Genomic DNA, 13053 nt, shown 5'->3' on the forward strand with positions numbered 1-13053 from the left:
CATCCCAAATGACAAATTGCCCCGCCTGCCCCGTTGACCAATCCGCAGCTCTGCCGCAGTCTCCGCGCAACCGCAGCAGGGAGGCCGCGCGTTTCATGCACCGTTCCCATCACAGTGCCACGCAGCGCCCGTGCGTGCAGGTCCCGTCCGTGCGATTCGCCGGGCGCATCTCCGCTTTTGATCAGAATATCCCGGGCGCAGGTCCCGGCCAGAAAGGGCTGTCATGACTGTCAGATTCGCAATCCTCGGCGCAGGCCGCATCGGCAAGGTTCACGCAAGCGCCGTCGCCTCGGTCCCCGGGGCCAAGCTGATCGCCATCGCCGACCCGATGCCCGCAGCCGCCGAAGCCATCAAGGCGGCCTATGGCTGCGACATCCGCAGCATCGACGCGATCGAAGCCAGTGCCGATGTCGATGCCGTGGTGATCTGCACCCCCACCGACACCCATGCCGACCTGATCGAGCGTTTTGTCCGCGCCGGCAAGGCCGTGTTCTGCGAAAAGCCGGTCGATCTGTCGCTGGCCCGCGTCAAGGATTGCATCGCCACGGTCGAGGCCGCCAAGGGCACGCTGATGGTCGGCTTCAACCGCCGCTTTGACCCTGATTTCATGGCCGTAAAGGCCGCGATTGATGCAGGTAAAGTCGGCAAGGTCGAAATGGTCACCATCACCAGCCGCGACCCCGGCGCGCCACCGCCCGACTATATCACCCGCTCGGGCGGCATGTTCCGCGACATGACGATCCATGATTTCGACATCGCCCGCTGGCTTTTGGGCGAAGAAGTGACCGAAGTGTTCGCCTCGGCCTCTGTTCTGGTCGACACGCGCATCGGCGAGCTGGGCGATTTTGATTCTGCGAATGTAATCCTGCGCACTGCAAGCGGCACGCAGGCCATCATCACCAACACCCGCCGCGCCGCCTATGGCTATGACCAGCGGATCGAGGTTCTGGGGTCGGACGGTCTGGCGGCGGCGGAAAACCATGGTGAGAACCGCATCACGCTGGCCGACAAGGACGGGTTTCACACCGCACCCCTCCTGAACTTCTTCATGTCGCGCTATACTGCCGCCTATGCCAATGAAATCGCGGCCTTTGTCGCTGCGGTCGCCGAGGGCGCACCCACGCCGACCACGGGGCATGACGGGCTGATGGCGCTGGCGCTTGCCGAAGCCGCGCTCAAATCGGTGGCCGAGGGCCGCATGGTCAAGGTCTCCGAGGTTCTGTGATGCGGGATCTCGACCTTATCACCATCGGCCGCGCGTCGGTTGACCTCTATGGCGCGCAGGTCGGCGGGCGGCTCGAAGACATGGGCAGTTTCCAGAAATATGTCGGCGGCAGCCCCACCAATATCTCGGTCGGCACCGCCCGGCTGGGCCTGACATCGGCGCTGCTGACCCGTGTGGGTGACGAGCACATGGGCCGCTTCATCCGCGAGCAACTGGCCCGTGAAGGGGTCTGCACCGATGGGGTGATCACCGACCCCGAGCGTCTGACCGCGCTGGTCCTGCTGGGCATCCGCGACGAGCATCATTTTCCGCTGATCTTTTACCGCGAGAACTGTGCCGACATGGCGCTGTGCGAGGAGGACATTGATCCCGCCTTTATCGCCCGCGCGCGTGCCGTGGTGGCCACCGGCACCCACCTGAGCCACGCCCGCACCGAAGCGGCGGTGGTGAAAGCGCTGCATCTGGCGCGCGAAAGCGGCGCGCAGACAGCTCTCGACATCGACTACCGCCCCAACCTCTGGGGTCTTGCCGGGCATGGCGACGGCGAAAGCCGCTTTGTCGAATCCGCTGCCGTGACCGCGAAACTGCAATCCACCCTGCACCTGTTCGACCTGATCGTTGGCACCGAAGAAGAGTTCCACATCGCCGGTGGTACCACCGATACCATCGCCGCGCTGCGCGCCGTGCGGGCGGTTTCTGCTGCCACGCTGGTCTGCAAACGCGGGCCGATGGGGGCGGTCGCCTTTACCGGCGCGATCCCCGATACGTTGGACGAAGGCGAGGCCGGTCCCGGCTTTCCGATCGAGGTGTTCAACGTGCTGGGCGCGGGCGACGGCTTCATGTCTGGCCTGCTCAAGGGCTGGCTCGATGGCGAATCCTGGCCAGTTGCGCTGAAATACGCCAATGCCTGCGGCGCCTTTGCCGTGTCGCGCCATGGCTGCGCGCCGGCCTATCCGTCGTGGGAAGAGCTGCAGTTCTTTTTCCAGCGCGGCGTGGTCAACCCGGCCCTGCGCCACGACCAGCCGCTGGAGCAGATTCACTGGTCCACCAACCGCAGCGGCGACTGGTCCACCATGCGGGTCTTTGCCTTTGACCACCGGATGCAGCTGGAAACCCTGCCGGGTGCCAATGCCGGAAAGATCGGCGCGTTCAAGGCCTTGTGCCTGAAAGCTGCGACACAGGTTCAACAGGGCCGCCCCGGCTATGGCATCCTGTGCGACAACCGGCTGGGCCGCGATGCGCTGCACGCAGCCGCAGAATCCGGTCTGTGGATCGGCCGCCCGGTCGAATGGCCCGGCTCACGCCCGCTGGTGCTGGAACCCGAGCTTGGCCCCGATTTCGGCGGGCTGGCAGAATGGCCGCTGGCGCATGTGGTCAAGGTCTTGTGCTTCTATCACCCTGACGACAGCAGCGATCTGAAAGCCGAGCAGGAGGCCACCGTCACCCGCCTGTTCCACGCCGCCCGCCGCAACCGGCTGGAGTTCTTGCTGGAGGTGATCCCCTCCAAGGCCGGGCCGGTGACCGACGACACCACCGCGCAGGTGATTCAGCGGTTTTATGACATCGGCGTCTTCCCCGACTGGTGGAAGCTGGAGCCGATGCAGAGCGATGCCGCCTGGCAGGCCACCTGCGACGCCATCACCCGCAACGATCCGCACACGCGCGGCATCGTGGTGCTGGGTCTGGGCGAAGCCGAGGCAACACTGGCCGCCAGCTTTGCCAGTGCCGCGCGGTTTGATCTGGTCAAAGGCTTTGCCGTTGGCCGCACCATCTTTGCCGAGGCGGCAGCGGGCTTCATGGCGGGAACCATGACGGCCGATGAGGCTGTCGCGCAAATGGCCAACACCTATGCCCGGCTCTGCACCCTGTGGGATGCAGCGCGGGCCAGAAAAGGGTAAAGAAATGTCCACAATCCGGCTGACCGCCGCACAGGCGATGATGCGCTATCTTGCCGCCCAACAGAACGAGGCGGGCGAGACCTATCTCGCCGGCTGCTGGGCCATCTTTGGCCATGGCAATGTCGCAGGCATCGGCGAGGCATTGCACGGCATCAAGGACAGCTGGCCCACATGGCGCGGCCAGAACGAGCAGTCGATGGCGCATACCGCCATCGCCTATGCCAAGCAGATGCGCCGTACCCGTGCCATGGCCGTCACCTCCTCGATCGGGCCGGGCGCGCTGAACATGGTCACTGCCGCTGCATTGGCCCACGTCAACCGCTTGCCGGTGCTGCTCATTCCGGGCGATGTCTTTGCCGGTCGCGGCCCCGACCCGGTGCTGCAACAGCTGGAAGACACCGGCGATGGCAGCATGACGGTCAATGACTGCTTCCGCCCGGTCAGCCGCTATTTTGACCGCATCACCCGGCCGGAACAGCTGCTGACCGCCCTGCCCCGTGCGCTGCGCACCATGACCGACCCGGCCGACTGCGGCCCGGTCACGCTGTCGTTTTGTCAGGACGTGCAGGCCGAGGCCTATGACTGGCCCGAGGCGTTCTTTGCGCCAAAGGTCTGGCGCATCCGCCAGCCGCATCCCGACCCGGTGGAGCTTGACCGCATCGCCACCCTGATCCGTGCCGCCAAACGCCCGGTGATCATCGCCGGTGGCGGCGTGCATTTCGCCGGGGCGGAGGGGGAACTGGCTGATTTCGCAGAAAGCCTTGGCATTCCCGTGGTGGAAACCCAGGCTGGCAAATCCGCGCTGCCCTGGGACCATGCGCTGAACTTTGGCCCCGTCGGCGTGACCGGGGCCAGCAGCGCCAATGCGGTGTGCGAGGATGCCGACCTGATCCTCGGGGTCGGCACCCGTTTTCAGGATTTCACCACCGGCTCCTGGGCGCTGTTCAAGAACAAGGACCGCACCCTGGTGTCGATCAACGTCGCCGCCTATGACGCGATGAAGCACGGCGCCGAGCCGCTGTGTGCCGATGCACGCATCGCCTTGCAGCAGCTGCGCGCCGCCTTGGGTGACCACCGCTGCCCCGCGCCACCTGCAGGGCTGAAAGACGTGTGGTTCGCGGCCGTTGATCCGCTGACGGATGCCCCCGGCGATGCCAATGCCCTGCCGACCGACCAGCAGGTGATCGGCGCGGTGCAGCGCGCGGGCCATCTGGACACCGTGGTAATGTGCGCCGCCGGCACCATGCCGGGCGAGTTGCACAAGCTGTGGAAATCCCCCCGCGCCGGGGCCTATCACATGGAATACGGCTTTTCCTGCATGGGATACGAAATTGCCGGGGCCATCGGCATCAAGCTGGCGCAGCCAGAGCGCGACGTGATCTGCATGGTCGGCGACGGCAGCTACATGATGATGAACTCCGAGATGGCCACCGCCGCGATGATGGGCATTTCCTTTACCACCGTCATCACCGACAACCGCGGCTACGGCTGCATCAACCGGCTGCAGATGGGCACCGGCGGGGCGGAGTTCAACAATCTCTACGCCCATGCCAATATCACGCACCAACCCCGCATCGACTTTGCCGCCCATGCCGCCGCCATGGGGGCGACCACGATCAAGGTGACCAGCATTGCCGAGCTGGAGGCCGCGCTCGCCCGCCGCGACAGCGTCACTGGCCCCTATGTGATCGTCATCGACACCGACCCCTATCCCAGCACCCCGCATGGCGGCCACTGGTGGGAGGTGAGCGTGCCCGAGGTCAGCCCGCGCGCTCAGGTGAACGACGCCCGCCAGACCTATGACACCAAACGAAAAGATCAGGCTTGATCGGTTTTGAGTCCAACCCCGTCGCCTGCGCTCAGGCGACGGGAAAACCCTGCGCTGTTCGTCCCGCCAAAAAGCCGGGCAGAGGTTGTACGCTGACGAAAGGGAGAGTGGTGGGTAATGACGGGCTCGAACCGCCGACATCTTCGGTGTAAAGAAAGCGCCCGATGCGAAACCTCTGGAATTTACTGAAACCGAACGCTTTTTAAATCGGCATTTTCGGCAGGTTCGCGCCCTGTTCACGGCTTCGCAGGTTCACTGAACCGGGGAACGCTTCGTATGTTGGTCGGCAACAATCCGCTTTTAGCTTGAAATGTTAAAATTTGGGCGCGCAGCGGCATGATAATCTTGAGCCGGAACCCTATGGAGATTGAAAAATGAGCACGCCAAAAGCCGAAGTTCTGACCCACTATCGCGACCACTTGGGGCGGTTTGCCAAAGCCCCACGGATCTCTCCAGCAGAGTTGATTTGGATGTTGGCCCCCTAGCTATCTGGGGCCGGTGGTGCCCGAGGTCGGAGCGCTGGAAAGTTCGCAATCTAAGGGTTTTTCCACAAAAGTGGAGGCAGAACCGCGCTAAGCGGATCAATACCTTACAGAAAAGTGGAAACAGGCTCGTCGGCAAGATCAGCGATCCGGCCCCGATTTAGCCGCCCCCACAGGCAGCACAGCGCTGTCACTCATGCCGCCACGCCGGACGGGGGCGATGACGGTAGAGAGTGGCCGCCCGCGCCGCCCGCAGTACAGGCAGACCATGCGGTCAAACACCCATGGGTGAATGTTTAGGCCGGTATCGCCCAGCCATGCGGGCGGAATATCCTCCGCCCGCAGGTAACGATAGCGCCCGCAGGCGCAGGTGATGTGCAGGTGGTGCTGGCTGATCATGCGCGAACATATGCGGAACGTCGCGCGATTCTGGAAATCACATTTTAGGCGAAGTGCCGCTACTTTGAATGAGAAATGCCCCCCGGTTTCCCGAGGAGGCACAAATTCAACAAATAACCGATTCTCAGCCTTTGCCAAGATCGTTCAGAATAGTGTGTCCTCGATCCGCCATGCAGCGATCAATGATCCGGCGAGGGCCACCTTGCGCCAGCTCAGTGTCAGTGGCCGCCGCACCTGCGCCAGCACCGTATGCCGCGCCAGCGGCGGCATAGTTTGAACTGTCACCAATGGCCGCGCCAGCGATTGCCCCAACCAAAATCCCGGCAATCATGTTCTGCGCCATCTCCTGCTCTTGGCGCTTTTTGTAGGCAGCTTCCGCTGTCAAACCTACGTTGCGACAGGACGCAAGATCCCGTTCAAACTTGGCTGGATTTGATTTTGCGGGGTCCACAACCGGGCGGTACTCAGCAAGGGGTTCCTGCACACAGGCAGCAAGTGAGAGCATGCAGGAAAAAGCGACAAAACGTTTCAAGGGAATCTCCAAATCTTAAGGTCACACAGCCTTCACAGAAAAGTGAGGCGTTTCAAAGATAAAAGAATGTCCCAAAAATGAAGCGCCACCTCAATCGTGCGAGGGCGCGCTAAACAAAGGCTATGGCCGCGCCCTCACTTCGGCTCGCCGATCTTGGTCAGTGCCTCATGAGCGTAGCGCTCCACCAGCCGGTCAAGCACACCATCGCCGGGGGTCAGGGCCTTCAGCGCGCCCGGCACCGATTCCCTCAGATGCTGAACCACATGCGCCTTGAGCGTGCCGAGGGCGACATCAGGGCCGTGATACAGCGCACTCTCCACCGCGCTCTTGATCGCCTGGTGCAGTGCGTCCCGATGGCCCTTCTCGATCTGGATGCCGGTGGCAAGCGTGAAGGCCGCAGCGGCGCGGTTGATGATGACGGTCAGCACCAGGCCGATGGCGGTGACGATCAGGCCCAGCAGCTGTTCGCTGGTCAGCAATTGTTTGATCAGGTCCATGTTGGTTCCTTTCAGGGAAATTGTTTACGGTTCAGTTGAAAATGCGGGGCGTCCCAGCCCCAGTCCCCGCCCCACTCGATCATCACGCCGAGATCCTTGGCGCTGGCTTTGACATGAGCGGCGATGCGGCGCAGAAGCGCCCAAAGCAGCTTGTCGTCAATCGTGGCGCGCTGGCCGGTGGCGGGGTCGATCGGCCACAGATCAGCGGCATGGCCGGTCAAATGGCGGCTGTTCAGCGTCTTGGAAGCCCCTTGAGCCACCAGCTGCCTTTGTCGGGCGGCGGTTCGCACACCCTCGATCACATCAAAGCCCACATCGCTGCGTTGTGCGGCATGGACCAGGACGGCCAACAGCTTCGGGTGCAGCCCCTGCGTCTTGTCTGCCGCGTCGAATACCCGCCAGTCTGCAACGATGGCCGGAACCGGGTCAGGCACCGGCAGGACAACGGCTGGCGAGCGAGCGCGAATCAATGCCACCGCCGCCCCCTCCGTCCGTGCGCCCCAGATGCCATCGAGCGGGCCAGGATCATGGCCCAGCCCCTTCAGGCCGGTTTGCACCAGCCGCATGTTTTCGCGTGTCATCGCGCCCTCCTGAAAATGAAAAACCCCGCACGATGGCGGGGCGGTGTCGGGTTGTGATGCGGGCCGGGTCAGCCCTTTGGTTTGAAGACCACCCGGTCTACAACGTCACGCGCACCGCGCGGGCCGAGATAGGCCAACACTGCGACAACGCCGGTCGTCACCTGCGGTGACAGCCCCATATAGGTGGCCAGGGATTCCGCGACTAAGGCCATGACAACCGCCGTAGGAACCTCCCAGATCAGATGCCAGCCAAAGAGCGGGCGGCGACCCGCCCGGACCTCCCCGCCGTGATAAACCAGCCGCCCGAGGGTGGCCGCGAATAGCGTGGTAGCCGCGCCGCCCAACAGCGCCTGCAAGGCTCCGACAAGGCCGGTGTCTGGATCAGTCAAAGTCGCGTCTCCTGCGCATTAGAAAAAACCCCGCGCGAGGCGGGGTCGTCATCGAACTAAGAATAAGCGTGTGCTGCGCTTCTACATACACAGTCACCTTATACCAGGCATGGCAGGAGCGCCCGCGTGCCGGTAGCGGCGGAGCTCCGGATGTTGCCAAAAACCTCGACCTGCATGGACTGGTAGGAGCTGACCACAGACGCGGCGAGCGACACATCGAAGCCAATCAGGGTGCCAGACGCCCCTGACCTCTGCGCGAGCGTGATAAGCACATCGCCAACGTTGTCGGGCGCTCCAAAGCGCGCCCACTCGAAAAAATCATCGACCGCCACATTTGAGAACAGGTTGCCCGTGCCGTTCGAGAGAATGGTGACTTTGAACACTTTCTCTTGGTAGAGCGTGCGCGAACTGGGCATTCCACAATTCACTGACACACGGACGAAGAACGTGTCGTGAGAGCGGGCTCCGGAGTCATTCGGCTGCAGTTTCAAACCATCGACAGCTGGTATGGCGACACCGGCTTCCGGGGAAATGTAGGCCTTCAGCTTTCGTCCCTCAACCTGACGGACGTAACCCCGCAAGGCATCAGGAACGCGTGACTTGAACGGGTCATTAATCGAAAGCTGCATATCAAACCGATTGGCAGGAGCGGCCAGCAGTGCTGCCAGAAGCGCCGCGTTCTGAGTTGTAGCGTCACCTGTCGGATCGTACCCGTGTGCCGAAATGACGGGGGCCAGGCCGAGGCTTTCACAGTTCTGCATGTCCACCCATCCTGGCAGGACACCGTTTTGCAGCACAATTACTCCCGCGTCGGGCCGACTAGCTGAGCCGCATGCAAGCTGGCTGTCCTTGAAGGTAAGAATCGAGGTTTGCCGGCTGGTGGCGCTGTCATAGCTCGCGTTCTGGAAGTTGTAGATGATGGGCAGCCCCGCATTCTCAGCGCCGAAATGCCAATCCTCCATGTAGATGCGAGTGTTGCCTACGCGGTCAATCCACCGGGCCCCTGCCTGCCTTGTCGATCCATCAGGCTCAGGGATTGCCACGCCATGACTGAAATGCACGAAACGACCTGAAAATTTAAAACGCGCGCCCGTGGGGGCAGCGGTCCCAATACCGGGAAGCGAAATCCACGCCTGATACCAGCCCTTGCTGATGTGGGTGAAGTCAACGTCAGTTTCCAGGACGTTGGGGCAGACCGAAACCCGGCAGTCCTCAAGGATCACCTGAGAGGAAGTTGACTTGATCCTGATAGCAAACCGATCAAGGGTATGAACCCGGTTGGCGAACACGTTGCGCCTGAACAGGAAACGCGCGTTGTTCAGGTTGTTCATGTCGGCGAAGATGGCCTCGATGTCATCGCCCGCCCACGTCACGTCTTCCATGATCCAATGATAGCCGTTCAAAGACCCGTTGAAGAGCCGACCGCCCGCCGGGCCAGCGAAGATGCAGCCGTTTCCTTTTACAAAGCAGTGCGACGGAAGCGTGATCGGTGTTGCCCAATAGTACTGCCGCTGGGAAAACGCCAGCCACGGGACCGTGTTTGCAGTCGTCCCGTTGATGACTGGCTGAGGGGTACGAAGCCTGCGTGCTTGCGCGGCAAAAGCCGCCGCCATGGGCACGCTATCGTCGACGGTCCCGATCCCAAACGCGTCCGCCGGGAGTTCGCCCGACGAGGTAAGCATGACATAAAGCTTCACCCCAACCGCGTTGGTAACGTCGTGATCTGTCGCGGTTGGAGTGGCCTCCCGGTAGAGGTATGGCCCTGCCTGCCAAACCACACCCTCACCGCCTGCTGTGCGCGTGGATGCAAGCAGATTTGGCACATCACTGAAGCGGAACGTAGGATCGTAAAGCGCGGCCTGAACAGCTGCGAGCTGGGCAGCGGCTGCATCAAGCCCGGTTTGGATACGATCTTGCGCGGCGGCTGCGGCCGATCCGGCCGCCGCACCCGCAAGTGCCTGCGTTTGGGCAAGCAGCCCCTGCATGACCGCGAGTATTTCGGCAGGAACGAAGTCCGGGGCCTCACCAGTCCAAAGATCGGCAAGATCTGGCGTCCCTACAGTCGGCACAGAGACATAACCCAGCGCAGCAGTCTTCTGACGGTTCTCAATTGCGGACCACCAGGTCACCCACGCCGCATAAGGTAGGCCGACTTCACCGGCCTGATTGGCCCAAACCGCGCGCGAGAAGTCACCATCTGCGTCAAGGGCGATCTCGATCAAGACCGGAGCAATGGTCGTACTGCCTTCACGATCCGCCGCGCGCAGGGCCATGTAGAAACGGCCATGCGCGGGCTTCTCACCCAAAGGCGTTTCAATCGGACCGCGCACAACGGTCAGAGTCAAAGCAGTCGGCATAGCGCCCCCAGTTTATGAAAGTGTGATTGTCAGCGGTCCGATCACGGTTCCGGCCACGCCAGAGCCGTTGATCGGTGCCAGCCAGTACCAGTGGTCATCGGGCGGCAGACCCGTGTCGGTCCAGCTGTCGATAAGCCCCGGCGCGCCGAATTTGGTATGCACCAGCGTGGCCCCAGCAAAGCTGGCCGAGGTGCCGCGCCAGATCCGGGCGGCGGAATAGTTTGGGTCGTCCGCCGTCTGGAATGCCACCAGGACATCGCCGCCACCCACATCGGTGAGACCGAAGCCGATGATGTCCTGCGGCGGGACCGAGTTGGCAACGGCTGTGATGCTGACCGTATCAGACCAGTCCGACACCCGCCCGCCCACCGTGCGGTTGCGGATCTGCCCGTCATATGTCGCGCCATCCACCAGCCCGCCCACCGTCAGCGCGGTCTGCCCGGATGACATCGTCACGGTCTGCCACTCTTCCGCGCCCGCCTCGACCGACCGCATACGCAGCTGCTGGTTCAGCGACGGGGGCTGCGGCGGCCATGTCCATTGTATCTGCGCCACCCCGCCTGTCGCCGGGACAGACAGCCCGACCAGCCCTGAGGCGGGCTGCACCGAGTCGTCCGACGACACCGGCAGATTGACCGGACACGCCGGTTCTTCGGTGGCGGCGTTGAATGCATAATCAGCCGCCGTCACGCTGTGCCCTTCAAAGTCAAAACTGATCCCGTCCGGGCGGCGCTCCAGCCGGTCAACCTCGATCACCACATCCAGCCCGATTCCGGCATGGGCGATGCGCAGGAACCGCTTCCCGATGCACTCATAGCCGATCATCTTGATCACGCCCCGCAGCGTGAAATTTGCATAGACCACCCGTGCCACGCTCTTGGCGACACGCACCGCCTGATTGTGACTGTCGATGGCAAAGCATTCGATCTCGTTGCGCGGCTTGCCCGCCGCCACGACATAGGCCCCGCTGGGGGCCTCACTGTAATCACGCGACGGCTCGACATAGCTGATGACAAACTCACCCGCCTCATCCGGGCCACGGTCGCCGTCATCGACGCCGAGGCTCAGGAAATCCCGGTCAGTCAGGGTGATCGTCGGCTCGATATAGCGCCCGACCAGCAGTCCGACCCCACCTTCCGGGCGCTGATAGGTCCAGCCGTCGCAGGCCGTGGCAATTGTCTCGCGCACGGTTTCCCAGCTCATGCCATCGTCAAAGATCACGTTGACCGTCCAGCGCTTCTGGGTGCCGCCCTGCGCGTTGGTCACGATCTGGTCACAGACATCCGCCTCTGCCGCGACCTCGGCCCAGTCCACCGCCTTGCCGAACAGCTGGCATTCATGCGCAAAGATCAGCGCGGCATTGTCTGTCCAGCCAAAGCTGCCATCGCGCGGATCGTAAACCCGGTTATGACCCCGGATCACCGGCGCATAGACCCAATGGCGCCCTTGTGTGTAGACCTCCTGAAACCGTTCCGCGTCCACATCATTGGCCTCGATCGCGGCATAGGCCAGACCGGCGAAGTCATAGGCTGCGGTCACCTCGCCGGGGAACGCCGCAATCAGGCGCGGGTCAGCGCCCTGCCCCGCTGCGCCCCGATAGACCCTGATGCGACCGGCCCCGCGCATCGGCTCTGTCGCGATCTCACCAGACTGGAGCGGCGCGCCGGCAGCCCAGAATTGCGGATGGGTGCCGATCACCACGCCGCGCAAATCCGCCGTCAGGGTAATGTTGCCAAACAAGAGAAACGACCCAGGGCGTTTCAGAAACACCCGCTCATAGACCGTGCCAGCGTTGAAATCCGCAGGCCGGGTCCAGGCATCCTCTGACGTGATCCAGACACCGTTTTCGACCGGGTTGGTCTGTCCGGTCACGATCACGCGGGAGTTGGAGGTCATCTCGCCATCAGTGCCACTGGGCAAATCAGCTTCACCCGTGAGAGCAATGTTCGCTGAAAAGACAGCAACCACATCGGCAAGCTCGGTCAGCTCGCCAGTCTGCACCTCGGCCTGCCGCGTATCCAGATAATGCTGTACCACGCCGTCAATCTCATGCGCCGCCAGCAGCACTGCGTAATAGCGCACCCGGTTGACCTTGCCGGTCAAACCGACAGGCCCGCCTTTCCGCACCACGCCATAGCAGCGTTCCATGAACGACCGGCCCTGTGCAAAGTTCGTCATGCGCTCCGGCGGGCGCGGCAGCTTGGGGCGGTTGATCCGCATAGCGATGGCCTGCAACGCCAGTGACACCGCCAGGCGGCCCAGAATGGTGCCGCCAAGGATCGCCGCAACCTGCGACCCAAGCGCAAAGGCCCCGCCGATCCCGGCCCCCACCACCGCGCCGGTCGAGATGAATGACGCGATGCCCTGCACAAAGGCCAGCACCGGCCCGGCCTGCGCCGCGCGCGGGGCTGCCAGCGTGGTGCTGCAGAGCAGGACAGCCATGGCAACCCGCCTCATAACGGCACCCGCCAGCCCGCGATAATCTCGGGCCGCTCGATCACCACAATCCCTCGATCCTGTTTCTTTGCCGCCCAGTGGATGCCCCCCAGACAGATCGCCCCATGCGCGCCGGTGCCGTCTTCGGCGGCCAGCCGAATCAGACCCACATCACCGCGGGCAAAATCGTCGGTGCGCGCGAGTCCGCAGGCCTGCATGCGCGGCCCCACCACCGCCAGCGGGTCGGTGAAAAACCGCGTGGCCCGCTGGCAAGAGGCCACATCGTCATAGGTCAGCCGCAGATCTGCCGCCGGATCCTTGCCGGTGCAGCTCAGCACCCAGTCGGCAGGCACGGTCACACAATCCCGAAACCCCCAGACAAAGGGGCGATGGATCAGCAGACCCATGAACGCGCTCAGACGGTCCATG

The 13053-nt window shown here is 63.1% G+C and carries 11 protein-coding genes; 3 read left to right on the plus strand and 8 right to left on the minus strand.

The window, feature by feature from the left end; translation table 11 throughout:
- Window positions 1-223 precede the first annotated feature (223 nt).
- From iolG to iolD, 3 genes are read left to right on the plus strand one after another with little or no spacing between them, the layout of a single operon-like run.
- Window positions 224-1225 (plus strand): inositol 2-dehydrogenase, encoded by a 1002-nt coding sequence (gene iolG / locus J2X53_RS11535; RefSeq protein WP_349037634.1) that lies wholly within the window; start codon window positions 224-226, stop codon window positions 1223-1225.
- Window positions 1225-3123 (plus strand): 5-dehydro-2-deoxygluconokinase, encoded by a 1899-nt coding sequence (gene iolC / locus J2X53_RS11540; protein ID WP_349037635.1) that lies wholly within the window; start codon window positions 1225-1227, stop codon window positions 3121-3123. Before iolG ends, iolC begins: the two co-directional genes overlap by 1 nt.
- Window positions 3124-3127: 4 nt before the next feature.
- Window positions 3128-4951: a 3D-(3,5/4)-trihydroxycyclohexane-1,2-dione acylhydrolase (decyclizing) gene (iolD, locus tag J2X53_RS11545; protein WP_349037636.1), complete on the plus strand. Its 1824-nt coding sequence runs from the start codon at window positions 3128-3130 to the stop codon at window positions 4949-4951.
- 623 nt (window positions 4952-5574) lie between these two features.
- Here the strand turns inward: iolD and J2X53_RS11550 are convergent.
- The 8 genes from J2X53_RS11550 to J2X53_RS11585 form a co-directional block, all read right to left on the minus strand.
- A complete protein-coding gene (locus J2X53_RS11550) occupies window positions 5575-5832 on the minus strand; it encodes a hypothetical protein (protein WP_349037637.1) in 258 nt (85 codons plus the stop codon).
- Between the two features lie 124 nt (window positions 5833-5956).
- Window positions 5957-6364 carry a glycine zipper family protein gene (locus J2X53_RS11555; protein WP_349037638.1) on the minus strand — a complete coding sequence of 136 codons (408 nt, stop codon included), beginning with the start codon at window positions 6362-6364 and terminating at the stop codon, window positions 5957-5959.
- Between the two features lie 134 nt (window positions 6365-6498).
- Window positions 6499-6861, minus strand: coding sequence for a hypothetical protein (locus J2X53_RS11560; protein ID WP_349037639.1), 363 nt, complete (start codon window positions 6859-6861; stop codon window positions 6499-6501).
- Between the two features lie 11 nt (window positions 6862-6872).
- Entirely contained in the window at window positions 6873-7442 is a 570-nt protein-coding gene (locus J2X53_RS11565) for a M15 family metallopeptidase (protein WP_349037640.1), read from the minus strand.
- Window positions 7443-7510: 68 nt separating this feature from the next.
- Window positions 7511-7831 carry a phage holin family protein gene (locus J2X53_RS11570; RefSeq protein ID WP_349037641.1) on the minus strand — a complete coding sequence of 107 codons (321 nt, stop codon included), beginning with the start codon at window positions 7829-7831 and terminating at the stop codon, window positions 7511-7513.
- Window positions 7832-7929: 98 nt separating this feature from the next.
- Entirely contained in the window at window positions 7930-10188 is a 2259-nt protein-coding gene (locus J2X53_RS11575) for a hypothetical protein (RefSeq protein ID WP_349037642.1), read from the minus strand.
- 12 nt (window positions 10189-10200) lie between these two features.
- Window positions 10201-12630 carry a hypothetical protein gene (locus J2X53_RS11580; protein ID WP_349037643.1) on the minus strand — a complete coding sequence of 810 codons (2430 nt, stop codon included), beginning with the start codon at window positions 12628-12630 and terminating at the stop codon, window positions 10201-10203.
- 11 nt (window positions 12631-12641) lie between these two features.
- Window positions 12642-13052, minus strand: coding sequence for a hypothetical protein (locus tag J2X53_RS11585; protein WP_349037644.1), 411 nt, complete (start codon window positions 13050-13052; stop codon window positions 12642-12644).
- Window position 13053: the final 1 nt, after the last annotated feature.

The organism is Pseudotabrizicola sp. 4114 (assembly GCF_031457365.1).
Classification (GTDB): domain Bacteria; phylum Pseudomonadota; class Alphaproteobacteria; order Rhodobacterales; family Rhodobacteraceae; genus Pseudotabrizicola.